This is a genomic window from Candidatus Bathyarchaeota archaeon (genome assembly GCA_026014685.1).
In the GTDB taxonomy this organism is placed as follows: Archaea; Thermoproteota; Bathyarchaeia; order Bathyarchaeales; family Bathycorpusculaceae; genus Bathycorpusculum.
Genome location: JAOZHW010000007.1, coordinates 58232 through 83321 on the forward strand (window position 1 = coordinate 58232; position 25090 = coordinate 83321).

General features: G+C 46.9%; 23 protein-coding genes. 8 read left to right on the plus strand and 15 right to left on the minus strand.

Annotated elements, in window-relative coordinates:
• Positions 1–12 precede the first annotated feature (12 nt).
• From NWE96_04605 to NWE96_04620, 4 genes are all read right to left on the minus strand, one after another.
• Entirely contained in the window at positions 13–1083 is a 1071-nt protein-coding gene (locus NWE96_04605) for a polyprenyl synthetase family protein (GenBank protein ID MCW3983258.1), read from the minus strand.
• A 4-nt stretch (positions 1084–1087) separates the two neighbouring features.
• Complete coding sequence (gene fni / locus NWE96_04610) at positions 1088–2188, minus strand: type 2 isopentenyl-diphosphate Delta-isomerase (protein ID MCW3983259.1); 1101 nt, start codon at positions 2186–2188, stop codon at positions 1088–1090.
• A gap of 1 nt (position 2189) precedes the next feature.
• A complete protein-coding gene (locus NWE96_04615; protein MCW3983260.1) occupies positions 2190–2993 on the minus strand; it encodes an isopentenyl phosphate kinase in 804 nt (267 codons plus the stop codon).
• A gap of 137 nt (positions 2994–3130) precedes the next feature.
• Positions 3131–5131 (minus strand): multicopper oxidase, encoded by a 2001-nt coding sequence (locus NWE96_04620; protein MCW3983261.1) that lies wholly within the window; start codon positions 5129–5131, stop codon positions 3131–3133.
• 160 nt (positions 5132–5291) lie between these two features.
• On the opposite strand from NWE96_04620, the gene mvk reads away from it, so the two are divergent.
• Positions 5292–6230 (plus strand): mevalonate kinase, encoded by a 939-nt coding sequence (gene mvk / locus NWE96_04625; protein ID MCW3983262.1) that lies wholly within the window; start codon positions 5292–5294, stop codon positions 6228–6230.
• On the opposite strand, the gene NWE96_04630 is transcribed toward mvk, so the two are convergent.
• The 3 genes from NWE96_04630 to NWE96_04640 are packed head-to-tail and all read right to left on the minus strand — an operon-like array spanning position 6227 to position 9633.
• On the minus strand, positions 6227–6850 hold the full coding sequence (locus NWE96_04630) for a hypothetical protein (GenBank protein MCW3983263.1): 624 nt from the start codon (positions 6848–6850) through the stop codon (positions 6227–6229). The two genes, mvk and NWE96_04630, sit on opposite strands and share 4 nt — an antisense overlap.
• A gap of 3 nt (positions 6851–6853) precedes the next feature.
• Positions 6854–7489: a hypothetical protein gene (locus tag NWE96_04635; GenBank protein ID MCW3983264.1), complete on the minus strand. Its 636-nt coding sequence runs from the start codon at positions 7487–7489 to the stop codon at positions 6854–6856.
• Positions 7490–7518: 29 nt separating this feature from the next.
• Positions 7519–9633 (minus strand): hypothetical protein, encoded by a 2115-nt coding sequence (locus NWE96_04640; protein MCW3983265.1) that lies wholly within the window; start codon positions 9631–9633, stop codon positions 7519–7521.
• A 399-nt stretch (positions 9634–10032) separates the two neighbouring features.
• Here NWE96_04640 and NWE96_04645 point away from each other — a divergent pair, with 399 nt between their 5' ends.
• The 5 genes from NWE96_04645 (at position 10033) to NWE96_04665 (ending at position 16680) form a co-directional block, all read left to right on the plus strand.
• On the plus strand, positions 10033–11349 hold the full coding sequence (locus tag NWE96_04645; protein MCW3983266.1) for a UbiD family decarboxylase: 1317 nt from the start codon (positions 10033–10035) through the stop codon (positions 11347–11349).
• Between the two features lie 5 nt (positions 11350–11354).
• Positions 11355–12554 carry an aconitase X catalytic domain-containing protein gene (locus NWE96_04650; GenBank protein MCW3983267.1) on the plus strand — a complete coding sequence of 400 codons (1200 nt, stop codon included), beginning with the start codon at positions 11355–11357 and terminating at the stop codon, positions 12552–12554.
• Positions 12542–12928 carry a DUF126 domain-containing protein gene (locus NWE96_04655; GenBank protein MCW3983268.1) on the plus strand — a complete coding sequence of 129 codons (387 nt, stop codon included), beginning with the start codon at positions 12542–12544 and terminating at the stop codon, positions 12926–12928. The genes NWE96_04650 and NWE96_04655 overlap by 13 nt, the downstream gene beginning before the upstream one ends.
• A gap of 193 nt (positions 12929–13121) precedes the next feature.
• A complete protein-coding gene (locus NWE96_04660; GenBank protein MCW3983269.1) occupies positions 13122–15542 on the plus strand; it encodes an AAA family ATPase in 2421 nt (806 codons plus the stop codon).
• Between the two features lie 148 nt (positions 15543–15690).
• Positions 15691–16680, plus strand: coding sequence for a PLP-dependent cysteine synthase family protein (locus NWE96_04665; GenBank protein ID MCW3983270.1), 990 nt, complete (start codon positions 15691–15693; stop codon positions 16678–16680).
• Here the strand turns inward: NWE96_04665 and NWE96_04670 are convergent.
• The 6 genes from NWE96_04670 to larB form a co-directional block, all read right to left on the minus strand.
• Positions 16677–16820, minus strand: a complete 144-nt coding sequence (locus NWE96_04670; GenBank protein ID MCW3983271.1) for a hypothetical protein — start codon at positions 16818–16820, stop codon at positions 16677–16679. The genes NWE96_04665 and NWE96_04670 overlap by 4 nt on opposite strands.
• Positions 16821–16898: 78 nt before the next feature.
• Positions 16899–17747: an energy-coupling factor ABC transporter ATP-binding protein gene (locus NWE96_04675; protein ID MCW3983272.1), complete on the minus strand. Its 849-nt coding sequence runs from the start codon at positions 17745–17747 to the stop codon at positions 16899–16901.
• A gap of 14 nt (positions 17748–17761) precedes the next feature.
• Positions 17762–18574: a cobalt ECF transporter T component CbiQ gene (cbiQ, locus tag NWE96_04680; protein MCW3983273.1), complete on the minus strand. Its 813-nt coding sequence runs from the start codon at positions 18572–18574 to the stop codon at positions 17762–17764.
• Positions 18571–18861, minus strand: a complete 291-nt coding sequence (locus NWE96_04685; protein ID MCW3983274.1) for a hypothetical protein — start codon at positions 18859–18861, stop codon at positions 18571–18573. Before NWE96_04685 ends, cbiQ begins: the two co-directional genes overlap by 4 nt.
• Positions 18862–18868: 7 nt before the next feature.
• On the minus strand, positions 18869–19558 hold the full coding sequence (locus tag NWE96_04690; GenBank protein MCW3983275.1) for an energy-coupling factor ABC transporter permease: 690 nt from the start codon (positions 19556–19558) through the stop codon (positions 18869–18871).
• Between the two features lie 385 nt (positions 19559–19943).
• The gene (larB, locus tag NWE96_04695) at positions 19944–20726 is read right to left on the minus strand and encodes a nickel pincer cofactor biosynthesis protein LarB (protein MCW3983276.1); all 783 of its coding nucleotides are present in this window, start codon (positions 20724–20726) and stop codon (positions 19944–19946) included.
• A gap of 82 nt (positions 20727–20808) precedes the next feature.
• Here larB and larC point away from each other — a divergent pair, with 82 nt between their 5' ends.
• On the plus strand, positions 20809–22059 hold the full coding sequence (gene larC, locus NWE96_04700; protein ID MCW3983277.1) for a nickel pincer cofactor biosynthesis protein LarC: 1251 nt from the start codon (positions 20809–20811) through the stop codon (positions 22057–22059).
• 9 nt (positions 22060–22068) lie between these two features.
• Positions 22069–22896 (plus strand): ATP-dependent sacrificial sulfur transferase LarE, encoded by an 828-nt coding sequence (gene larE / locus NWE96_04705; GenBank protein MCW3983278.1) that lies wholly within the window; start codon positions 22069–22071, stop codon positions 22894–22896.
• 70 nt (positions 22897–22966) lie between these two features.
• Here the strand turns inward: larE and NWE96_04710 are convergent, their stop codons facing one another.
• Both NWE96_04710 and NWE96_04715 read right to left on the minus strand, forming a co-directional pair.
• On the minus strand, positions 22967–24235 hold the full coding sequence (locus NWE96_04710) for a hypothetical protein (protein MCW3983279.1): 1269 nt from the start codon (positions 24233–24235) through the stop codon (positions 22967–22969).
• A gap of 120 nt (positions 24236–24355) precedes the next feature.
• On the minus strand, positions 24356–25075 hold the full coding sequence (locus NWE96_04715) for a hypothetical protein (protein ID MCW3983280.1): 720 nt from the start codon (positions 25073–25075) through the stop codon (positions 24356–24358).
• Between the last annotated feature and the right edge of the window lie 15 nt (positions 25076–25090).

Genomic DNA, 25090 nt, shown 5'->3' on the forward strand with positions numbered 1-25090 from the left:
GTTACGCTCGCTTTACTTGTTTCGGGTTATCAAGAATTCAGCGAACGCTTTTAATTTTTCCTTAGCTTCTGGTGTGGGTAGAAGTTTATCGACTTCTTTCCAGCTGTCGGTAACCATGCGTTCTGCGAGGGCTTTGACGTGCTCGAAGGCACCGTACTTTTTGATTATGGCTATGGCTTCGTTACGCAGGTTCTGGTCAAAAGTGTGCATGGATAGGATTTCGAGTAGACGTTTTCTGTCTTTAGCGTTGGCTTTCTGAAGGGTATAGATGACCAATAGGGAACGTTTGCCTTCGCTTATGTCTCCGCCGACGCAGCCTTTACTCTTGGCAAACTCTTCACCCGTTAAATCCAAAATGTCGTCCTGCATCTGGAACGCGACGCCGATGCATTCAGCTAAGCGGCCTAGTTTCTCGACTAATTTGCTGTCTGCGCCTGCGAGAACCGCCGCCATCTTCGCCGACATACGCGCCAACGTGCCTGTTTTGTAGGCGCACATCTGCAGATAGTCCTCTTCGCTTAGGGCGTCCGCGTTGGCTATGCCGCGATGCCAAGCGATATCCATGGCTTGTCCCATGCTGAGGTTGACCATTTCCTGAACGTAGATTTCGTAGACGTCTCGTTGGGCTTCGGCTGACAGTTTGCTTCTGTTCACCATCAAGGGTAACAGAGGCAGATAGTACATGGCGTTTCCCACGTTGATGGCTATGTCGACGCCGTAAATTTTGTGTGAACAGGGTTTGCCTCTTCGGACTTCGGATGAATCTTCGATGTCATCGATAACCAATGTGCCGTTGTGTATGACTTCGGGGATGATTGAGAAGTCAAGGCAGTAATCGCTTTTTTTACCCAGCGCCTCACAGATAAGCAGAAATAGTGCTGGTCGCCAGCGTTTTCCACCGCGGTCAAGCATGTCCCAGATGGGTTCCGAGATGGCTTTGTTAAGAGGCTCAAGGTTGTAGCTGTATAGGGGTGGGTTAACTTTGAATAGGACTGCGTTTTTGGTTAGTTTTCTGGGGATGTATTTTTCTATGGCTTTGTCCACTTGGGGAGCGGTGTCTGTTAGAAATTTTTCTACATTCACTTTACTATGCGCCTCGTTTTGCATATTTTTGGAGGTTGAAGCCTCGAGCTGTGAGCCACTGGGCAGTTTTACCCGTTACAACCACGGGCGTTTTAGGTAAATCAGAAATCTTTTCAGCGCCAACCAAAAACATGACGTTTCGCAACTCTTCAATAAGGCAACTGAGCTTCTGCTCGGTTTGTTTGGCGCCTTTCACTGCAGTTTGCAGAATCGGCTGCACGATGCTGGCTAAGCTGGCGTTTAAGGCTAATGCTTTGGCTATGTCGGTGCCGCTTCTGATGCCGCCCGATGCGATTAAGGGGAGTTTAACGGTTTGGGATGCTTCGATGAGGCTGACTGCGGTGGGTATGCCCCAATCCCAGAGGGCTTCACCGATAAACATCTGCGTTTCGCCCCCAGTTTTGGGTGCACGGTAGTATTCGACTGCTGCAAAGCTGGTTCCGCCGACGCCGCTTATGTCGATGGCTTTGACGCCTGCTTTCTCAAGCGCTTTAGCATCCTCAGCTGATATGCCTGCACCCGTCTCCTTAACGATTACAGGCTGCTCGATTGAGGCAGCGATTTCCGCGATTTTGGATAGGACGCCTTTGAAGTTTGTTTGCCCTTCAGGTTGAACCGCCTCCTGCAGGGCATTTAGGTGGACTGCCACCGCGTCAGCATCAATCATTTCCACGATGCGTTTGACTTCTTTCACGCCGTAACCATGGACGAGTTGAACGCCGCCGACGTTGGCGATTAAAAATGCATGAGGCGCTTTTTCTCGGGCGACGCGGTAGGTTTTTTCAAGGTTTTTGTTTTCTATAGCGGCTCTTTGGCTTCCCAAACCCATGCCTAAACCGAGTTTCTCCACGGCTTCCGCGATTGAGGCATTGATTTTGATAGCTTCCTCAGCGCCGCCAGTCATGGCGCCTACGATTATGGGTGCTTTGAATTTTTTTCCAAGAAAAGTGGTTTGTAGGTTTATTTTGGCTTTGTCGGTTTCGGGTAAGGCGCGGTGAACGAGTTGAAGGTCTTCGAAGCCAGAAGTGGCTTTCTTAGCTTGCGCTTTATCATCCAGACAAATTCGGATGTGGTCGACTTTGCGCTTGCCCGTTTCCTCTGCCATTTTACGCCTTCTCTATTTCAGTGCCTAACACGCTTTGGTCTGTTAAGGCTCTGTAAATAGATAACCCTTTCGTGGCGCCCGTGATGGTTACATGGATGCCTGCTTCCACGACAGGAATTAACTCAGCGATTTTGCCAGCCATGCCGCCTGTTACGTCGGTGCCTTGTGCTTTTCCGAGTTTAGGTTGGAGTTCTTTGAGTTCTTTTAGGGTGAGTTTCTTGAAGGGTTTGGCTTCGGGGTTAGTTTTAGGGTCACAGTCGAATAACCCGTCGGTGTCGGTGCCTATGACGATTTTTTGGGCTTTGTACTTTAATGCCAAGTAAGCAACGAGTTGGTCGCCTGAGAGAACGGTGAAACCCAGTTTTTCGTCGAACACTACGTCACCGTAGAGGACGGGTGTAAAAATCAGTTTTGCCATGTTTTTCATGACGGTTTCGTCGAAGAATTTGACTTTGCAGTTTTCTGTAACGAAACAGTTGGATGGTGCGATGCTGACTGCTGGAATCTCATGCCATATTAAGGCGTCCATAACTAACCCGTTTAGAACGGTCATCATATGGTGAGTTTCAGCGAAACCAAACTTTTGTGTCGGGTCTTCTTTATAGCCGTCTTTTATGCCGTATTTTGCTGCGGTTGGGTGACCGAAGCTGCCTCCGCCGTGGACGACGATGAGGTTATCTAAATCGGCGCGTTTAATCTCTTCGGCCAATCGGTTAATTATGTCTGTTCGAGGTTTTGCCTCTTCTGCTTTGTCGGTTATGGCTGAGCCGCCAAGTTTTAGTATGATTGGTCTTGCATCGTTCATCGCAAATCTTACCTGTCTATGTTATTTGAGTTCTGGTAATTTAACGTTGCAGTTGTTCTGCCTCGCCGTCCAGTACGGTAACAGAGCCGCCTGTTTTAACCGTGAATGCGTCAGATTACCTATGCACAAAAAAGGCGTCAAATTGCCCCGCGGTTTCGCCGTCGCCTTAAAAACACCAAAGCCGCCAAAACAGCCCCAGACGATACTGCAGCAGCTGCCACAACCATAAATACCCAATTAATACCAGCTGCAACAAGTACATATGGCCTCATCATTTCGTTGTCTTCGTGCTCTAACATGTGACAGTGCCAAACATACCCTGGACCCGCTGTCGCATCAAAAGCGTATGGACTGCCATCCAACTGCGTCCACCTAATCCTAATCGTAACAACCTCCCCTGTATTCACAATCACGGTGTCTTTCCAGCCTTGCTCGCTTGGAGCTGCAGCTTTTTTGGTGCCAGTCAAGTAGGGATCCAGTGATTGGACGTTGATTGTGGTGTGGTTGAATGGTGTTTCACCGTTGAGGCGACTCCATTCAGCTAGGTAGCTGCCGATGTTGAAGGTTTGTCGGCTCACGATTTGGAACTGCACCAGATGCAGATGAATAGGATGCGCCTCCATAAGCGGGTTGACTATGACCCAGTCCTCGGTGCTGCCCACAGTTGGGGTTTCCGTAATTGGCGCAGACCATTCTTGCCCGTCAAGCAGCATCATCTGTGTGCCGCTTGCTCCAGCAACATCGGTCAACGTTAAGATGCGCTGTTTGCCCGATGAGGCTAAAGTGGGGAATTCTCCGCTAAGAGTTGGGTTCAACTCGCTGGGCAAATCTTGCCCCTTGAAACCCTGCTCACCCACCACTGTGAACTGCATGATTTGACCCGTGGTCTGCGCGTTTTGGTTGCCTTCTTCAGCGGTGTTTCTTAGCACAATTTTCTCCCCCACCGCTACGTTGGAGAAGTCAACGAGTATGTCTATGCGTTCCCCTAGCGCGATGAGTTTTGAGGTTGATTCAACGGGTGCTTTTAGGTATCCCCCGTCTGAGCCAATTTGGGTGAAGCTCATGCCGTTTGAGAAGCTAAGGTCGTAGAAGCGAGAGTTCGAGCCATCTAAGATGCGTAGCCGATAGAGTCCTTGTTTTACGTCCATGTTGGGCCACGCTAAGCCGTTGACGATTATGGTGTTTCCCAGAAAAGAGGGCTGCCACTGCGGATGCACAGCAGGGGTGTTGCCGACAGTTGGGTAGTAGAGAGAACCGTCAGGGTAGAAGCTACGGTCCTGAATGGCTAAAGGAACTTCAAATTCACCTGACGGCAAAAACTTCTCGACGGAGTCAACTGTGTTCCTCAGCAGATAGAAGCCTGCTAAACCTGAGAGCACGTTTAGGCGGGTTAAACCCAAAGCGTGATCATGGTACCACAACGTGGCTGGCGGCTGCCCGTTAGGGTATACGTAGACCGCTGAGTTTGCTTCGGTTGAGGCAGCAGTGTTGTAGGCGGAGCCGTGTTTGCCGTCGGCGGTCCACCAAGCGTCGGGGTGCCCATCCGAGGTTGATGGGACTTCGCCTCCGTGCAGGTGGGTGACGATTGTCGGCGGAATTTGGGTTTGCATGTTGCCGCCTGTCATGTCCATGGCGTCGCCGTTTGGGTTTGCCCAGTGAATCGAGGTATCTACAGGAACCAAGTACTTTAAGGGCTGCCCGTTTGAGTCTAAGAGGTTGTTTACCCATTTCACTTGAACGGGGACACCTTGGATGGCTTCAAAAGTACAGCCAGGAGTGCTGGCAAAGTTCCCCAGAGCTTCGCCTGTGAGGGGGTTGTGGGCTTCTGCTTGGTAACCCCAGACTTTTGTGGCTGCAAACCCCGTCGGTGACCCATCTGCTTTCGTGGCGGGCAACATCTGTTGGGTGAATTCGGCGACTTTTACGGTGTATTCTTGTCTGATGAGGTTGCCATTGTTATCTGTGATGTTGGTTGGGGTGTAAACTGGCGGCGGACCTGTTAGTTGGTTGACGAATTTGGGTATAGTCTTGGGGTCCAGTAACTGGGGAGTTTGAGAGAAAACTGCAGGAACTAAAGAGAAAATTAACAGTGCACAAAAAATAGTTGCTAGGGCAATTAGCTTTTTGGAGCTTGACAAATTTGTCTCCTCAAAAGAATCGTTACTGTATGTTTAGCTTTGTCTTGTAAAAAACATTTGCCCACCCCGCCGCCTCTACAAAAAATGTGGCGCCTAGCAACTTTTGTAAACGAACATTTTTATCCCAACACCACACTAGCATCCAGTCAAGGTGTAACATATGGGTAAAGGTTCAGGTTACGGAAAAGTCATCCTGTTCGGCGAACACTTCGTCGTCCACGGCATCCCCGGAGTCGTGTCAGCAATCGACTCCTCAACAGATGCAGAAGTCAAAAAATCCCCAACAATGATAATCAGAGATGAACGCAAAACCGCCAAAGGTTACAGCGAAGAAAAACGGCTCCAGCAAATCGAATCCATAGAGCGCATGCTCAAAGCCATGGATTTAGATCCCAAGATGACCTTTGACATCTGGATAGGCGGCACACTGCCCGGCTTCAGCGGACTAGGCGCCTCGGCGGCAAGCAGCGTCGCCATCGCACGCGCCATCAGCGAAGAACTCAACCTTAATTTATCTAACGAAAAAATCAACTCAGTCGCCTACGAAGGAGAAAAAGCCTACGCAGGCAACCCAAGCGGCATAGACAACACCGCAGCCACCTATGGCGGCGTCATGTGGTTTAAGAAGAACCCATCAGGCGGGCAAGACCTTGTGGAGAAAATTCACCTTAAACGTCCCGTCGAAATCGTCATCGGCAGCACAGGTAAAGTCGCAAACACCAAAGCCATGGTGGAAGGCGTAGCTGAACGCAAAAAAGCCAACCCCGCCAAATACGACCCCCTCTTCAAGCAAGCAGAGTCCTTGGCGGTTGCAGGTAGAAAGGCAATCGAAGCAGGCGACCTCAAAAAAGTCGGCGACCTAATGAACGAAAACCACCGCATCCTCCAAGAAATCGGCGTGTCGAGCAAAGAGTTGGATTTGCTCGTTGACATGGCACGCAAGCAGGGCGCTTTTGGCGCAAAATTGACGGGCGGCGGAGGCGGCGGCTGCATGGTGGCGTTGACTCCGGGCAAAGATTTGCAGGGCAAAGTTGCATCTGCATTCAAAACCGCAGGCTACGAGTTTATCGCAACTAAAATCGGCGTAGTAACCTACTAAACAAAGGGGCGAAAAGCCCTTTCAATTTCTTTGTGGCTTTTGCGATGTTTTCTTTTCAGGTAAATAGCAACAGATGCCACCGCTAATGCAATTGTCAAGCCCACAATTATGGACAGAGCGTTTGTCTCAACGATTTTTGTCCAAGGTGGCGATGGATTGCCTACTTGGAAATTGACGGAACCTAAGGTGCAATTATATGGAGACACCTGCCCCCAAGCAACCGTTACCTCAGCATATAACGTAAGCTCATGCGCTCCATCTTTCAACCCAGAGACATCAACAATATCATTGACTGCTACCATCTCTGTTGTACTGTTCTTAAAATTGATGTATGGATCGATTCCTGAACGTAGAATGTGTTGCCGTGAGCCGTTATCAATGCTATAACTGTAACTTGGAGCCATCCATATTAGCCAAGTTGTAGTTACGTTTTTTCTCCATTCTACGGTAAAATTCAGTGGCATCAGATCCGTGTAAAAGGAACCGGAGGCGGGGCTTAGGATTTCTGTTTTATAATCTGCAAATAGTCTTAATCCCTGATCAGTCTCAGCTTGACATAACAAAATTAGATTAGATAGTGGAAGAAGTAGAAGAATAGGCACAAGTTTCTTTGTTAACATCTGTTATTGCACCCCTACGCAGTCTATAGAGACCCCATACAGGCCTACTGGGTCAGTTGAAAGTTTTATGTAACTGAATTGGTTTGCGACATTTCCGCAGTCAATCCACTGCGGTGTCGAACCTACCCCAATTGAAGCGCGGAGAACCCAGTTGGAACCATCCGTTGATGTATACACTCTTAAAGGACCACTCATCTGACCATAAGCATACAAATAGATGTGCCCAGTAGCGGGTTGATTCAACGCTCCAGCTATCCACCCAGAAGAACCATAAGGGGGCCAATAGGGAGGGGCCATACCTACAATTCCAGCGTATTGACCATCAGGTGCTGAACCAATCAAGTTGTTGGGGTTAGTGGCTTCACTATAACCTGTGACGCTGGAAACATATGAAGTCAGTGTCGGTTGGGGGGTAGGAGTAGGAGTGGATACAGGTGCATAATTCGCAACTAATTGTCCATCTAAAGCGACTTGAATGTTTGCTGGACGACCCATAGGGACACCATTATAAGTAAACCCTTGAAAGGTATACCCGTCTATGTTTTGAACGTTGATTGTGTAGAAATCAGGAATCATATAATGATTACCTGTAGCATATGATTCGGTTGGACCGCCCGATTGGCGCTGTATTGTGAACATAGGCGTTAATCCCCCACTAGCAGAGAGAGTTAGTGTTGGCTGGTGCAATTTGATGAGGTATTACCATAGACCGCCATTTTATCGTGATCACCATAATATATGGGACTCCCTGCCCAAACAGATGTAAAACCTGTGTGTAGCTTAGTGCCCCCAAAGCCAGCTATATTTGGATAACATGATTGTGATGCATCATCCAGAGCGTCTTTTATCGTCAGATCAAAGTTTAATGAAGAATTAAAGAATTCCCAAATCCAATCGTAATACTTAATGCTAGGAATGGCAGGATCTATAGCTTGTACAAGTGAGGCGGATCCTGCAGAAAAACCGATATAACAAAAAGAGCTAGAGGTATCTGGAGTTTCATAGCCAGTTGTATCTAAGTTAGCAACATGTGTAAAAGCATAGGGCATTCCAATAGGCTTCGCATTACGTGGGTCATTCCCGTAATATCCGTTGCCTAATAGACCATCACCATCTGGATCTGCTGGCCAATGAGATAGCCAGTTTAAGTCTATTTTTGCTGACAGACATGTGTTAATTAGCGCAAATTTAGTTCTGCCCTGAGTCTTTTCAGATATTTCGTAATCGTATATTTTATCGTTATTACTGTCACAAAGCATAAAATGCCATTCATTTGGATGATCTGGGAAATTCAATCCCTCGCCTATGCCATGGTCAAACCAGACAGTCGCATGTCGATAACTCAGATCTTCATCAAAAGCGATTCTATTAAGAAAGTAATTTTTGTTGCTTGAGGGACCTTGAAGGTCGAGTGATGTATAACCATTAGCGTCAAACCTGCCCTTAATAATGCCGCAAATTAAATCTTGGTGTTCAAGCTCTCCTGACGTTTTGTAGGGAGCTAAAGAACCCCATGTTGTAGCACGCCCCTTATACATGGAAGCATCAGTTGGTGAGACTGAACTTGCGACAATAAAAAAGAACATTAAAAAACAAATGAACAGCGCAAAGATTTTATACGAACGCTTATTTGATAAGAAGTAAAGCTCTTTGGTGCGCAAAAACAGAAGTATACCCGCCACACCAAAAAGAAACATTATCGGAAACAAAAGAAATGCAGCAGTTGACAACGGGGAACTGGACTGTGATTCTTCGATTGCGCTTTCTTCGATTGATGCGACTTCATGTGGCGCACCTAGCGTAGAAAAGAACTCTGGGTCTAATGTAGTAAATACTTCTTCAATATCCCTAACCTGTTTAGTATCTGCCCAGATATCGACGTAAATTCCATAAACGTTTCCAGGATAAAACTTGTCTAAATTTATTCCAATACGCCACATTGGGAAAAGCATCAGGGTATCTGTGGTACGCGGATTATCAGCATTGTGTGAATTGCAAAAAATCAACTGCTTAACTGCAACGTCTGTAAGATTAAAATTGTTGATTTCAATCTTTGTTGTATTATCAATGTTTACTTCCCATGAATACTTTTCAGCATTCTCATAAGCTATTTCTACAGCTTCCTCTTCAGACAGGTTTATGTCTGTACTGCCTATGTTATACAAATTCCAAGTGTCAATGAAATATTTTAGGAAGCCATTTTCATAACTTATAATTACGCATTTTGATGAAGCGTTAATGCCGTTATAGGTGTATGACCAAGTGAAGCCTTTAATGGTCTCTGAATCAGTGACTTCGAGCTTTGTTGACCCTGAAGTTATTGTCGAGTTCTTGAGCGTATCGACTTTCTCTAGCATTGACCTTAGTTCACCATATAAAGTATTGCCTGAGTATTGCTGGTAGGTTGTAAGGAAATCTTTAGTCGCCTCAAGCAGATTATCGATAGATTTGGTCATTATTGGTATCCCCTCTTTTTCGAGAACATGAAGGATTACTAATTGATCATTTGTAAATGTACAGAGAAACTTCAGGTTGCTTGTACTAGAATTAAAAGTGTATTGAACTTTTTCTTCAGGAATAACACCTAAAAACGAATCCTGTCTCTCTGTTGAAGTAATTCTATACTTTTCAAGATTAAGACCCAACACATCAACTAAGATGGAGAGACCTTTTTGTGTTGCACTAATTTCTGTTGCTTGTGCTTTAGGAGTCGTGTACAAGTAAATGCTAGAAAACATCAAGAAAACAATAATTGAGGATAGGAATAGCTTTTGTTTACCCATTCTTATTCCCCTTGCAAATTATAGATAGCGCTCACACCATTTAAACTTTGGTTTAATTTAAATTAATTCAAAGTTGATAAACTAAAATTGATTGATTATTAAACAGCCTCAATTTTTACTTCAACTTCGCCAAAAAAAGTGAATGAACAGTTTTATTAATAAAAGAATTGCTTCCATCATCACTGTTCCATTATTGGTACGTATGCATAGTTGCCATCGTATTGACTGTAGCTATAACAGCTTATATGACGAACAGAAAAAATAGGAATTAAATTTCTGATGCGCGCCAAACATAGTCATATAGACAAAACGTCTTGTTGAATTCGACAGCAGATAATCGCGGTTTGCCAAAACATATAAACGCAGACTTTGCTACTTTTCCAATCGAGGCGAACCGATTTGACCTTAAGAGGCTTCATAAAGGAACTTAAAAAAAGTGGCGAATTAACCAAAATCACCAAGCCCGTCTCGGTTGAGTACGAGATGGCAGGCATCATCGCGGCAAACTGCGAAAAACCCATCATGTTTGAAAACGTCAAAGAATCCAGCATCCCCGTCGTAGCCGGATTAGTTTCAAGCAAAGAGCTGATTTGCCGCAGTATGGGCATCAAAAAAACTCAGCTTCTACCCAAATTGCTGTCGGCGATTGAGCAGCCAGTCGCACCCACAATGGTTGAGAAAGCGGCGTGCCAAGAAGTCGTCCATACCGGTGCAGACGTGGACTTAACCAAGCTGCCCATCATGCATTACACTGAAATGGACGGCGGAAAATACATCGCCTCAGCCGTCTCCATAATCAAAGACCCCCAAACAGGCGCCCGCAACATGTGCTTCCACCGCCTGATGCTCAAAGACAAAAACCACTTCGTCGCCCGCATCGTCGAAAACAGAGGCACCGATACCGCGCTCAAGAATGCAGGCGGCGAACTTGAAATCGCCATCTGCTTGGGTAACTCTACTGCGGTTCTGCTTGCTGCTGCCACCACACTCCCGATGGGCGTGGACGAATTGGCGATGGCTAACGCTTTGGAGAAAACTGATTTGGTCAAATGCAAAACCGTTAACCTTGAAGTGCCTGCGGACTGCGAATTTGTCTTTGAGGGCAAAATCACCAAAGAGAAAGCCTCTGAAGGACCTTTCTTGGACTTAACAGGCATCGTGGACCGCACCCGCCAGCAACCAGTCATCGAAATCAAATGCATCACCCACCGCAAGAACCCCATCTACCAGACGATTTTGGCAGGACGCAACGAACACAAATTCCTAATGGGCATGCCAAAAGAACCCACCATCTACAAAGAAGTCAGCAAAGTCTGCCAATGCAAAGACGTCTACATCACCCCCGGCGGATGCAGCTGGCTCCACGCAGTTGTCCAAATCAAAAAACAGAACCCTGAGGACGGCAAGAACGCGATAGCAGCCGCCTTCAAAGGCCACGGCTCACTCAAGCACTGCGTCGTAGTGGACGAAGACATAAACATCTACGACCCCCACGACGTGGAGTGGGCAATCGCTACACGCTTCCAAGCCGACAAAAACAGCATCATCCTCAGCAACCAACCTGGCTCATCTCTGGATCCCTCAGGCGACCTCTCCGAGGGCAAGAAAGCCACAACCGCAAAAGCAGGCTTAGACGCCACGGCCCCGTTGGTCTCGACTGGCAAAGGTTTCAGCAAGGTTGATTACATAAAAGTGGATTTAAACAAGTACCTGTGATCTGTATGGAGCTAACTAGTCAAGAACAAGCCATGCTGGACGGAAAAGAAGGCTACGCCGTCCGCAAAAGCATGGAAATCCTCGTCGCCCTCGGCGAAATCTTCGGAGCCAAAAACCTCATCGGCGTCGGCAGCGTCCAAGTGGCAGGCGTCAGCTACCACAACCTCGGCGACGCAGGCCTAGAATTCCTCAACACACTCGCCGCTGACGGCAAAGTGAAGGTGCAAACCACCCTAAACCCCGCAGGCATGGACCTAGAGAAGTGGCAGCAACTCGGCATAAGCCCCGAATTCGCTGAAAAACAAAACCTAGTTATAGACGCATTCCAACGCATGGGAATCATTGTCAGTTGCACTTGTACACCTTACCTTATCGGCAACCTCCCACTCTACGGCGAACACGTGGCGTGGTCAGAAAGCAGCGCAGTAACATTCGCCAACTCCGTCTTGGGTGCACGCACCAACCGTGAAGGCGGACCCTCAGCTTTGGCGGCGGCTTTTGTGGGCAAAACCCCAAACTACGGCTTGCACCTCGACGAAAACCGCGTTCCCGACGTCCACGTCCAAGTAAACGCTGAACTGTCTAAGCTCTCCGACTGGGGCGCACTGGGCTACGCCATCGGCAAGAAGGCGGAAAACAAAATCCCCTACATCACAGGCATCAAAGCGGCAGAGCTTGATGAACTCAAAAGTTTCTGCGCATCCGTGGTAACTTACGGCGTGAAGCCGTTGTTCTACATCAAAGGCATAACCCCCGGAGCAGAACTCCAAAAACAACCCCCCACCACAGTAACAGTAGACCAAAGTGACCTCAAAATCGCATACGACGCCATAAACGACGACGTAAACGACATAGAACTCGTCTGCCTCGGCTGCCCCCACTGCTCCATCAAAGAAATCTCTGAAATCGCAACCTTGCTGGAGGGCAAAAAAGTGGCGGAAGGCACCGAACTTTGGGTAGCGACTTCAAGAACAGCCAAACAACTCGCAGATAAACGCGGCTACACGGCAACCATCGAGGCAGCGGGAGGCAAATTCGCATGCGACACCTGCATGGCAGTCGCCCCCCTCAAAGGAAGATTCAAGTCGCTGGCGACTACGTCGGCGAAGGGCTGCTTCTATTCAAGGCAGAACCTTATGAAAACCAAGATGGGCAGTATTGAAGAATGTGTTGAAGCGGCGGTGAGTGGAAAATGGAACAACTAAAAGGCAGAATCATCTACAAAGGCAAAGCCGAAGGCGAAGCTCTCGTCACATCGATGCCGATTAGCTTCTATGGCGGCGTTGACCCCAACACTGGCGAAGTCATCGAGAAGGGCCACGAACTCCAAGGGCAGAGCATCAAAGGCAAAGTGTTGGTGTTCCCGCAGGGCAAAGGTAGCACTGTGGGTAGCTACACACTCTACAGGCTCAAAAAGAACGGCGTCGCACCCGCAGCCATGATCAACAAGGAAACCGAAACCATCGTCGCAGTCGGCGCAATCATCAGCGAAATCCCCTTCGTAGACAAAATCGACGTCAGCAAAATCAAAACAGGAAACAAAGTCAAAGTAGAAAACGCCACAGTTACTTTAGCTTAACCATCTTTCACCATTTTTTTTGAGAACTTTTAATCAAATTACACTTCGACGTCGGTGTATGATTGTGGCAGACTCAGCTGCGGACAATGCTATTAGGGCACAACAACTATAGAAAAAGCAAGACTGCCTAAAGCGCAAAAAAGTTAAATGCACAAAGCCAATTCCCTATTAACCAGTTGTGGAGGATTCTGTTTTGGCTAAGTTACCTGTTGAGAAGTTACGAAGAATCTGTGATACGAGTTTAATTCACTGTACATCCACCAAAGAATTAACCCCGCTTACCGAAATCATCGGACAAGACCGAGCAGTCCGCGCCCTAAAATTCGGGTTAGGGATCAAAAACCACGGTTTCAACATGTACGTTGCAGGATATTCGGGGACAGGACGGAAAACCGCGGTGAAAAGCTTCGTGGAAGCCCAAGCTAAAACCATGCCTGTGCCGTCTGACTGGTGCTACGTCTACAACTTTGCCAACCAATATGAGCCTAGAGCCATCCAGTTGCCTTCTGGCAGGGGTAAAGAATTTCGCGAAGACATGAAAAACTACATCGAAAACGTAAAAAACGCATTGCCTAAAGCGTTTGACAGCGAAGACTACGTGGCAAGGCGAGACGCAAGAATTCGCGAAATAGAAAGCCAACGGAAAAAGTTGATCGATGAATTAAACCTCAAAGCCCAAAGTGAAGGCTTTGTAATCCAAACGACTCCTTTGGGCATTTTGCTTATCCCAGTTTTAGATGGTAAACCCTTAAGCGAAGAAGAAATGCTTGCATTACCCCCGAACATGAAGCAGAAGTTTGCAGAGAAACGCGAAAAGCTGGAGACCCAATTCCGCGTAACCATGCGGCAACTCGTAGACATGGAACGCCAAATCCATGATGAACTCCGAAAACTCAACAAAGAAATCGCGCTTTACGCCATTGGCAGTCAAACGCAGAGTCTTATGGAAAAATACTCGGGCAACACTGAAGTGACGGCGTATCTTAAGGCGGTTGAAAATGATATCTTGGAGAATCTGCAGCAGTTCGCGCGCAGAGGTAGCTCAGACAATCAGCAGCAGTCGTTTTTGCAGTTGCCTTGGATGCGAGGCGAAGACATCTACAAAAAATATCAAGTAAACGTCGTCATAGATAACTCGGAAACCAAAGGCGCGCCGGTGATCATGGAAACGAACCCCACATATCCCAACCTGCTGGGCAAAACCGAGAAAGAAGCTCAATTCGGCGCCTTAACCACTGACTTCACTATGATACGTGGCGGCAGCATCCACAAAGCCAACGGCGGATACCTCATAATCCCCGTCGAAGACCTCCTGCGCAATCCGTTGTCCTATGATGGCTTGAAGCGAGACCTCAAAGACGGGAAAATGTTTATCGAGGAACCAGAGGAACGCTATGGTTTTCTGAGCATAAAAACCATCAAACCTCAGCCTATACCTCTAACAGCCAAAGTCATCTTAATCGGTGACCCCAACATCTACCAAGCACTGTTCAGCCTCGATCCAGACTTCCGTGAACTCTTCAAAATAAAAGCAGAATTTGACACTACGATGCCTCGCTCTAAAGAAAAGGTTCAGCAGTACGCTGAATTCGTCTGCGGCTTATGTGAACGCGAGCAACTGCGGCATCTTGACAGCGGCGCCTTAGCCAAACTCGTCGAATACAGTTCACGATTAGTCGAGGACCAGTACAAGCTCTCCACCCAGTTCTCGCAGATAGCTGACATTATCCGGGAATCCAACTTTTACGCGGAGCAAGACAGCGCCCAATACATCACCGCTATGCACGTTAAGAAAGCCATTGAAGAAAAAATTTGCCGCTCCAAACTTATCCAAGAAAAAATCCAAGAAATGATCACCCGCGGCTTCTTCCTCATCGACACCGCCGAACAAAAAGTGGGGCAAGTCAACGGTTTATCCGTCATGGGCTTGGGCGATTTCGCGTTTGGTTCGCCGTCTCGTGTTACCGCCAGCATCGGTTTAGGACGCGAGGGCGTTATTGACATTGAGCGGGAAGCAAAAATGGGCGGTCCAATTCACACCAAAGGCGTCCTGATCTTAAGCGGTTACTTAAATGAGAAATACGCTCGTGACAAACCGCTGAGCCTCTCCGCAAGGTTGGTTTTTGAGCAGAACTACTCAGGCGTCGAAGGTGATAGCGCATCCAGCACCGAACTCTACGCCATCCTCTCGGCCCTCAGCGGCTTACCCATCAAGCAATATCTTGCCGTAACAGGGTCGGTGAACCAGAAGGGTGAAGTGCAAGCCATCGGTGGCGTCAACGAAAAAATCGAGGGTTTCTTTGAGGTCTGCAAAGCCAGAGGGTTGACAGGTGAGCAGGGTGTGATGATTCCTGAGAGTAACGTGCAGAACCTGATGCTAAAGGAGGAGGTGATTGACGCGGTTAAGGCGGGGCTATTCAGTATCTACTCGGTGAAGTCGATTGACGAAGGCATCGAAGTCTTAACAGGTACAAAGGCGGGGCAGCGGCGGGCCGATGGCACCTACGAAGAAGGCACAGTCAACTATCTGGTGGATAAGCAGTTAAGGGATATGGCGGAAAAAATCAAAGAATACTCGCCTATTCCGGGAATGCAGAAAAAACTTGAAGACTAAAATGGTTACTGCTAAGTGAAGTAAACTGTGAATCTGCTTTATTTTGTGAATTGCAGGTTGTGAGTAGCCTGATTAACTCGTCCATTGAGGTAGCAACATTATTTTATAAGCTCAGACATGCTTAGCTATCAGCTTCAAGGTGACAGCAGTGAACGGCAAAAACATCCTCGACTTAATCGGCAACACGCCACTTGTACGCATCCAACGCCTAAACCCCAACCCAGACCTTGAAATCTACGTTAAACTTGAAAAAAACAACCCTGGCGGCAGCATAAAAGATCGCGTCGCCAAATACATGATTGAGCAAGCCGAAAAATCTGGGCAATTAACCCATAGTAAAGTGGTGATTGAACCGACCAGCGGCAACACAGGCATCGGCATCGCTTTGGTCTGCCGTGCAAAAGGCTACGACGCACTCATCGTTATGCCTGAAACCATGAGTATGGAGCGTCGCCAGATGTTGATTTCGCTGGGTGCTAAAGTTCTGCTGAGCGATGGCGCAAAGGGGATGGATGGCGCAGAAGACTTAGCTAAAGAAATCGCCGCCAAAAACCCTGACAAGTATTTTATGCCCAACCAGTTCGCTAATGAAGCCAACGTTTTAGCTCACTATGAAACGACTGCGCCTGAGATTTGGCGTGACACGGATGGCAAAGTAACCCATGTAGTGGCTGGGATCGGAACGACTGGCACGTTGATGGGTTTGTCTAAGCGTCTAAAAGAATACAACGCTGATGTGCAGGTGATTGGTGTGCAACCCGAAGTAGGCACAGCCATTCAAGGGTTAAAAGACCTAAAAACGCAGCATATCCCAAAAATCTGGAACCCCGCCCTCGTAGACGAAATCCATTACGTCAACCCCAAAGTTGCAGACGAAACCGCGCGGTTGTTGGCGTTGCAGGAGAGCATTTTTGTGGGTCCAAGTTCAGGCGCAATTTTCAGCGTTGCCCTCCAGAAAGCCCAGACGCTCAAGTCAGGTTTGATTGTATGTGTTGCGCCCGACGGCGGAGAGAAATATCTCAGCACTACGTTGTGTGATCCCCATTTGTGTTTGGAATGTGCCAAAAAGTACGGCATCGGTTGCAGCTACCGCGACGGCAAACCCGTGATGAAAGGCGACCCAAATACCGTTGTCTAATCGTCCATTATTTCGATCATTTGTTGTCCACAGCATTGTGGATTCTTCTTTTCGTGGCATTGGTGCGCATGTGTGCAGTCGCAGGTTTCGTAGTCGGCTTCGATTTTTCTGCCGCAGACTTTGCATTGGAAAAGAGGCACGAGTTTCACCACTAAAATATTGAGCATCGGAGTTTAAAGCTTTGAGGCAGACAGAAACCGCTGTTAAGTTCAAATGGGTTATGTGGGAGTATTCTTTTGTGTTTTTAGCAGCTTTATAAGCGCCTCTTTCCCATCCGACAAGGTAATTGGTACATCATTGATTAGTCCTTGAGTTTTGAGTTCCCCAAACAAGTCCACTATGGTGGGCGGCTCCAGCCCTGAAGCTTCAAGCATCGCCTTGTCCTCTAACACTTCGCTGGTTTTGCCTTCGCAGAGTTTTTCGCCGTGGCTTATGACGACGATTCGGTCGGCGAGTTCAGGGATGGCTTCGGCATCATGGGTTGAGACGATGATGGTTGTGCCTGCCTTGCTCAACTCATTTATAGTTTCAATTAGTCCTCGTCGGGAAACAAGGTCAAGGTTCGCGGTTGGCTCATCCAAAATCAGCAGTTCAGGCTTAAGCACCAGCGCCGTTGCAAGCGAAACCTTCTTTTTTTCTCCAAAACTCAACCGATGTGGTGGGCGATTTCTCAGATGCGTTATGCCCATTTTTTCGAGTACATGTGCACTTCGTGCTTTGATGTCTTCTTCGGGGAGTTTGAGGTTTTTCGGTCCGTACTCGACGTCTTCGATAACGCTGGGTGTGAAGAGTTGATCGTCGGGGTCTTGAAAAACTATGCCTATCCTTGAACGTAGTTTTTGGAAGTCTTTTGAGGTTGTTTTTTCGCCAAAGACTGTTATCTCGCCCTTGCTGGGCAAAAGCAGTCCCGCAATCAAAAGGATAAGCGTAGATTTGCCTGAGCCATTCGGTCCCAGCAGCGCCACACGTTCCCCTTGATGGATATCGACGGAAACGCCTTTGAGTGCACTAACGCCTGCGGGATAGCTAAATTTAACGTCTTTTACTGAAACGATTGGCTCAGCCATTGGTGGACGCCTTTCTATAACAACGCAAGATATGCAAACGCCACTATTATTGATGACGCAAACGCTACATCCATTACATGTAGTTTTGGGGCTGCCTGTTTTGTTTCGTTGCTGATTTCGAATCCGCGGGCTTTCATAGCCAAGTAAACTCGCTCAGAGCGCTCGTATGTGCGGATGAAGAGGGTGGCGATTATAGCGCCTAAGTCTTTTAGGGCTTGCCTGTTTATGGTTCGCTTGTGGATGTATGTGCGGGCTTCTTTAGCTAACAGAACGCTTTGGGCTTCATGGATGGAGACGAAAAAGTATCGGTATGTTAAGCTGAACAGTTGAATTATCAGATGCGGAACTTTTAGAGATGAGAAAAGCCTAAGTACCTTCTCAAAACCCGTTGACAACACAAAGACAACTATGGATGCGACACAGAACCACACGCGCACGGTGAAAATGAGAAACTGGTTAAGCCCCTCAGAAGTTATGGTTAAGGTTGTGATGCCAATGTTGGCTGATGCGATTGGGTTGCCTGCAGTTAAGAAAAGAGGCGGGAGCGCAATTATGACGGAAAACAGCGGAATCAACGCGGTGCGGGAAAAGAATTGGCGTAGGGGGAGCCTTGAGGTTACAGCTAAAAAGATGGGGACACAGCAAATCAATAGCAGATAGGTTACGTTGAAGATAAACAGAGACGCCACAATCATCGCGGTTATGGCGACTAATTTTGCGAGGGGATTTATTGCTTGCAGTACCCCTTTTTTTGTGCTTAAGTCTTCTAGGTAAACTAGTGATTCGGCTCCTTCCATGAGGTCTTTTAGGGATTGGGGGACTTTCATTTGGATTTACTCTTTTTCTTTAAAACCATAGCTGCAGCTAAACCTGCAACGAACAACAGTAATGTGCTAGCTACGCCTAAGAGCAGTGTACCCCATTCATCTTCCCAGCCGGGGATGGTGTAGTCGGGTAATGGTGGCTCGTAGATGGGGTTTTCTTCTGCGCCCAATTCTTCTGCTTTAACGTCAAGAGTTTCCATAGCGTAAGAGAAAACAAAAACACCCAAAAGCACAAAGATTAAAGAGATGCCTAGTCCGATTATGATGGTTTTTTGGTTCTTGGATACCATTTCCTGTTTACGCCTCCACTTCATCTTTCTTGTTAAACATGCTTAGTTTGCCCAATATGGGGCTTTTAGCTAAAACGTCCGGGCGAAGTTTTAGAAGTGTACCGATAATGACTACTGTGACAAAAGCTTCCGCGACACCCATAATGGAGTGGTTGATTGCCATCGCTGGAACTGCCACGCTTAAACCGTACTGGAATACGGGTTGCGACAAGCCAAGTTCCACACCTGCTGCAACTGCCGCGGTTACGTCGCTTAAGAATGCTGCAACAAAAACCGTTACAAACAGGGCTGCGGTTGTTTTAATTTTAAGTGCCTTGTTCATTACTAGGAATACTGCGCAGGGAACGACTATGCCGATTACACCCATGTTGAGGATGTTGGCACCGAGGGCTGTGAGCCCGCCATCTCCAAACAGGAACGCCTGTAAAACAAGGATTATAGTCATTGAGATGCCGCCAGCAAAGGGGCCTAATATGAGGCCCAACGTTGCTCCGCCTAAGAGATGTGCGGTTGTTCCGCCGACGATGGGGTAATTCATCATCATGGCGGCGAAGAAAAGCGCGGTTAGTAGGCCCATGATGGGGACTTGTTGGTCGGTTAGTTTTACTTTTTTGATGGCTATTGCCAGGAAGATGAGTGTGATTATGAAGGTGGGTATTATGACGTTTATTGTTAGGAATCCGTCGGGTATGTGCATTGCTTTGTCTCCGCAGTAACACTTTTATTTAAAAAAGTGTTATGTTAATTAACCTTTTGCTGTGTCGACAAATAAAAATTCGTAACAAACTGCAGGTTCATGCGTGCGCTTTTTGTGTTTTGAAAATGTGTCACGTTGCAACAAAGCGATTCAGTGTTACTAATTTTTATAAAAGTAATACTTATATGGGGGTTAGCACATACCAGTAACACGTAAAACCGGGGACTAACGACTGCCCTACAATCAAAGCAACCCTGCCCCGGTTGTGTGCCAAGGCAAAACCTTTCGGTTGGCTGTAAACTTCCGAAAACCCTTTGGCAATTAGGCACAAACCGCAATTGTGTCTAGTTGGGTTTACCTTGGCACATACCCTTCTAAAAAGCACTCATTTCCTAAATTTGGCTACACGTTTTGCAATCAGAGCTGCAACGGCTCCTGCCGCCACGCCCCCGTCAATGTTCACAACAGCCAGCCCCAACGAACACGACTGCAACATCGCCATCAAAGTGCCGACGCCCTTTTCGCCAAACCCATAACTGTTCGAAGTCGGTACCGCAATCACGGGAACATCCACCAAACCTGAAACCACCGAAGCCAATGCCCCCTCGCGACCCGCAACCACCACCACAACATCAACGTCGTTGGTGATGACTTCTTTTATGGGTTCAAGCAAACGGTGAATTCCTGCCACACCCACATCATAGTAAGTGTAGACGGTGCAACCCATCTCTTGTGCGACGACTTTGGTTTCTTCTGCTATGGGTATGTCTGAGGTTCCCGCGGTTAAAATCGCCACCCTTCCACCATTACCTGCGTTTGTGTAACTGTCTTTTTTTAGCACCGCCAACCTTGCTTGTTTGTTAATTTCGATTTGTAAACCTTCCGCAGCGAGTGTTTGGATGGCTGAGATGTGTTCCTGTTTGCATCGGCTGACGATAACTCTGCCACAATTCTTCAGCATAACCTTACAGATTCCGATAACTTCACTAGGTGTTTTTCCTTCGGCTAAAATGATTTCAGGTACACCCTTGCGCAGTTCACGGTTACCATCCAGCTTCGCTAAACAGCCCAACTCGTCAACCGCATGCAGCTTAAGCATCTTCTCTGCCTGCTCAGGCGAGATTTCTTTGCGAGAAACCTTTTCTAAAACTTCCCTAACCGATGGCATAGAACAGACAATACTTAAAAAACCAATAAACCATTTATCTATTATGCTAACTCGGTAAACAAGTTTTTGAATTGTGATACTTATGGTTGAAACTAAAAAAGTTCTAGTCATAGACTGCAACGCTTGTGGAGTTGCAGGCGACATGCTGCTGGGCGCTTTTCTGGATTTAGGCGTCAACGTTGAAAGGATTATCACCGCGATTAAAACGTTGGAAAACCCCGAATTCGGATACAACCACATCGACATAGCAATTGACGAAGTTGTGCGGGGAGAGTTCCGCGCCACCCAAATCACAGTAAACTCAGCCACCGCAGAGAAACGTCACGGCAACGAACTTATCGGGATAGTGGAGAAAGCTGCTGCAGGCATTTACATGTCGCAGAAAGCCCGAGAATTCGCCTCCAAAGCAATCCACACCTTAATCGAAGCAGAAGCCGCACTGCATAAAACCAGCTTCGAAGATGCACACCTCCATGAAGTCGCGTTGGTGGATACTGCCGCGGAGATCATCGGTTGCGCGGTAGCTCTTGACGACTTGAACCTGTTTGAAGCAAAAATCTACTCAACACCATTAGCCGTGGGCGGCGGCTTAGTCAAATTCTCTCATGGCACGGTTGCTGTGCCTGCGCCCGCGACGTTGGCGATTCTGCAGAGCAAAAACTTCCCCTTCCACGGCGGACCCATCGAAACCGAATTAGCTACACCCACAGGAGCCGCAATACTGGTCAACTTGGTTAATGAAGTCACCAACTTTTATCCAGCAATTGTGCCGTTAAAGGTGGGTTTTGGGGCGGGAACCAAAGAGTTTCCAGACATGCCTGCGGTTTTGCGGGTGACAGTCGGCAACGCAGTAGACACTGGAGTTGCGAGCGACGAGATTGCTGTGCTTGAAACTAACGTTGATGATCTTTCAGGCGAAATTTTAGGTTACACAATCGACAAGCTACTTGCAGAGGGCGCAAAAGACGTAAGCATCACACCGATGGTCACCAAGAAAAACAGACTAGGGCAAATCGTTAAGGTGATCGCGGACCAAAAAGACGCAACGCACCTCTCAAAGGTACTTATTGCGGAAACGGGAACGTTGGGTGTGAGAGTCAACTACTGTCAACGCCACATTGTAAATCGCGAGGTTGCCATGGTGGATTTGACGGTTATGGGCAACAAAGCGTCTGTACGCGTCAAAGTCTCCAAGAACGCTCAGGGTGAGGTTATCCGTGTCAAACCTGAGTTTGAAGACCTTAAAGTTTTGGCGGAGAAAACTGGGAAGCCGCTGCGGGAACTTGTGGAGTTGGCCGTGTCTAAAGCGCAAGAAATGTTTCCCAAAAAATAGTGGTGCCAAATGGACGCCCTGCAACGCAAACTAGATAACCTAAAAAGCTTCATAGCCGACAAGGGCAAAAACGGCGTCGTCATCGCATTTAGCGGCGGCGTCGACAGCGCCACACTGGCGGCAATTAGCCATCAGATATTAGGAGAAAAAGCCGTTGCAGTCATCGCCCAATCCCCCACATACACCACCGAAGAACTACGCGAAGCCAAACAAACAGCCCAAGAAATCGGCTTAAAACTCTACATAACCCACACCAACGAATTAGAAAACGCAGAGTTCACCAAAAACCCCGAAAACCGCTGCTACCACTGCAAAAAAGAACTCCTCCAAAAACTGACGACATTTGCGCATCAACAAGGGTTTGCTGCGGTTTTCGAGGGAACTAACTTTTCCGATTTAGCTACTCACAGGCCTGGTTTTCGGGCAGTGCAGGAAGCGGAAGGCGTTTGGAGTCCATGGGTTGCCGCCAAATTCAGCAAAGAGGAAATACGGCAAGTAGCCAAAAATTTGGGGCTCAGCGTGTATGATCGGCCTGCTTTGGCGTGTTTGGCGTCGCGAATTCCCTTCGGCGAGGAGATTACAGCCGAGAAACTAAAGCGCATAGAAGAGTCCGAAAAGGTAGTTAAGCGAATTTTGGGTGTAAAACAGGTCAGGGTTAGAGACCACAAGGGGTTGGCGCGAATCGAAGTGGACGCAGATGAGAGGACACTGTTTTTTGATGAAGCAGTCTTAGACAAGGTCGCCTGTGAGCTTAAACGGTTGGGCTTTAAGTACGTGACGTTTGATTTGGAAGGCTACCGAAGTGGCAGTATGCTAAAAACTTTGGGCGAGCGTTAACTGCGATTTTTTTTCTTTGGTCCCATTATCTTGGGTGCGCATCTATAGGCGAAAATACGTAAAAAAAATACTAAACGGTTGTCACCTTCTTAACAGACCCACCAATGCTCCTCTTACGCAAGTAAAACACCACAAACACCAACAACACCACGACGGTAGCCAGCAGCGCCACAATGGCGATTCCAATCCAGTCAAGACCCAACAGGACAGAGCCCCCAAAAACAGGCTGGCTAGGCGTTGACGTGGGATTCTGATCAAAGGGGGTTCGACTTGGTGCAATTGTAGCTATTGCCTCTAAGTCATCAGGAATTTCCGGAGCTATCGAGTCAGGGGTTGTTAAGAAAGGGGTATAGTTAACCGTGATGAAATCGAAGTTTTTCCAGTTATTGTGTATTTTTTCATCAATTAACTGTGTATCTGTCGTTCCCCACCAGTTGTTAGCGGCAGTAATATTGCGCGTTGCATAAGTGTTAAGATAAATATTACGTGTATTATTCTGGAAGTTATTGAACTCTATAATTGAAACACTTTCACCTACATACAAGCCTTCATTGTTATTCATTATGGTATTATGGCGGATTGTTTGAAAATATTCAACTTCAATTCCAAAATAATTGTTGGAAATCAAATTTCCCTCGATTATCTTTCCAGCTTTAACCCCAGTCTGGAAACCAGAGATAACATTGTTTGAGATTTGCCCTCCTCCGCCAAATATTCCAGTATAATCTGAGACCCCAACTCCATTACCAGTCACTCTATTGTAAGAAATTTTGGGTGAGCCTCCACTACATTCAATTGCGAATGAACTTGTAATAATATAGTTGTTTTGGATTAACGGTGAGCCCTCTTCAACCGATATTTTTCCTATTATTAAATTATTTGAAATTGTTGGTGAACTTGCGTTAACGCGAATTTCCCCCTGAATTGTATTGTTATTTATCATTGGGGACACATTATTGCACTTAATCGCGAATTGCCCTGAATTGATTATTATTCTTTCGATTGTATTACCAGAACTTGTTGACATAAAATCTATTGGGCCACCATTAAATACGATTGGCTCAGCATTGGACCCTTTGGCAATTAAAGTACCATTAACTTGGAGATATCCTCCGTTGATAGTGACTCCTGCTTCAATTGTTAATGTTACGCCTTCGCTTATTCCAACGGGTCCCCTAAAATAGTATGGACTGTTTGCTTTTGTCCATGTTGTATCTGACCTGATTATGCCACTGACTTCTTTGTATGTCTGCGCACTACCAAATTCTAGCGTACTACCTATAGATAGCGCAATAAGTGAAACTAAGAAAAAGCCCCAGAGCGATAGGTTTCTTTTCATTTTATCCTATACGTAGGTGGGTGCTTTGCAGTATTATGTTTTTCCTTGTTTACCCATCGGGATGGTCTCGGTTTGTTACGTACAAGGCACAATGTGTAGTACAATTTGAAATTCGACTTTTTACAACCCTCTACGCTTACCCGAATAAAACACCACAAACACAAACAACACAACAACCACCCCAAGCAAAACAACAACGACAACCCCAACCCAATCCAAACCAAACACTTGACTAACTGTCGGGTTTACGGTTGGTGATGTTGATGATTGAGAAGCGCTGGGGACAGCTGTTTGTGTCGGCTCGGGTACGGTTATGGTTTGTGTGCTGCTCCAATCACTTGTCTCTCCCTCGAAAATCCATGGAGCAGTATCCATAATTTCTGCTGCACTACCGTTGTAAACCCTATGAACGGATCCTATTAATGCTTGCACTTGAAAATCGATTGTACCTTCTCCCTTAATATTATCCCAAAATGGGTATTCATTGTCATCTAAAGAATAAACTACCGTTGTGTAATCAGAGTTTGATTGGGTCAAGTAACCTTTGCTGGGACTGTATATTATTATCCAATCTTTGTCATAGTTTCCTTTAGTGCGTATGTTTAAGTAGTAATTGATTATCTGCCCGTCGCTCTCATATGCGGTAAACGGTTTGTTCTTGATGCTGAGTTCTATTGTTCTGTTTACTACATGATAACCCTGATTAGTTATTTCTGCTCCCGTGTAAGGGTCAACTGAAGTGCTCGCAGGTATATAATAAGATGAATCGATCAATTTTACAGTAAATTGTGGAACGGATGGTTTAGGTATAGAGGCGGAGACAAACGAAGGGTCAATCATTATTGGGGCTGTTAG

Excerpts from the sequence above, each read along its gene's own strand:
- mvk (MCW3983262.1), top strand. The coding sequence starts at position 5,292 with ATGGGTAAAGGTTCAGGTTACGGAAAAGTCATCCTGTTCGGCGAACAC.
- larC (MCW3983277.1), top strand. The coding sequence starts at position 20,809 with ATGGTTGAAACTAAAAAAGTTCTAGTCATAGACTGCAACGCTTGTGGA.
- NWE96_04675 (MCW3983272.1), bottom strand. The coding sequence starts at position 17,747 with ATGGCTGAGCCAATCGTTTCAGTAAAAGACGTTAAATTTAGCTATCCC.
- NWE96_04650 (MCW3983267.1), top strand. The coding sequence starts at position 11,355 with ATGGAGCTAACTAGTCAAGAACAAGCCATGCTGGACGGAAAAGAAGGC.
- cbiQ (MCW3983273.1), bottom strand. The coding sequence starts at position 18,574 with ATGAAAGTCCCCCAATCCCTAAAAGACCTCATGGAAGGAGCCGAATCA.
- larB (MCW3983276.1), bottom strand. The coding sequence starts at position 20,726 with ATGCCATCGGTTAGGGAAGTTTTAGAAAAGGTTTCTCGCAAAGAAATC.
- NWE96_04640 (MCW3983265.1), bottom strand. The coding sequence starts at position 9,633 with ATGGGTAAACAAAAGCTATTCCTATCCTCAATTATTGTTTTCTTGATG.
- NWE96_04715 (MCW3983280.1), bottom strand. The coding sequence starts at position 25,075 with ATGATTGACCCTTCGTTTGTCTCCGCCTCTATACCTAAACCATCCGTT.
- larE (MCW3983278.1), top strand. The coding sequence starts at position 22,069 with ATGGACGCCCTGCAACGCAAACTAGATAACCTAAAAAGCTTCATAGCC.
- NWE96_04635 (MCW3983264.1), bottom strand. The coding sequence starts at position 7,489 with ATGTTCACAATACAGCGCCAATCGGGCGGTCCAACCGAATCATATGCT.
- NWE96_04615 (MCW3983260.1), bottom strand. The coding sequence starts at position 2,993 with ATGAACGATGCAAGACCAATCATACTAAAACTTGGCGGCTCAGCCATA.
- NWE96_04655 (MCW3983268.1), top strand. The coding sequence starts at position 12,542 with ATGGAACAACTAAAAGGCAGAATCATCTACAAAGGCAAAGCCGAAGGC.
- NWE96_04630 (MCW3983263.1), bottom strand. The coding sequence starts at position 6,850 with ATGTTAACAAAGAAACTTGTGCCTATTCTTCTACTTCTTCCACTATCT.
- NWE96_04710 (MCW3983279.1), bottom strand. The coding sequence starts at position 24,235 with ATGAAAAGAAACCTATCGCTCTGGGGCTTTTTCTTAGTTTCACTTATT.
- NWE96_04685 (MCW3983274.1), bottom strand. The coding sequence starts at position 18,861 with ATGGTATCCAAGAACCAAAAAACCATCATAATCGGACTAGGCATCTCT.
- fni (MCW3983259.1), bottom strand. The coding sequence starts at position 2,188 with ATGGCAGAGGAAACGGGCAAGCGCAAAGTCGACCACATCCGAATTTGT.
- NWE96_04690 (MCW3983275.1), bottom strand. The coding sequence starts at position 19,558 with ATGCACATACCCGACGGATTCCTAACAATAAACGTCATAATACCCACC.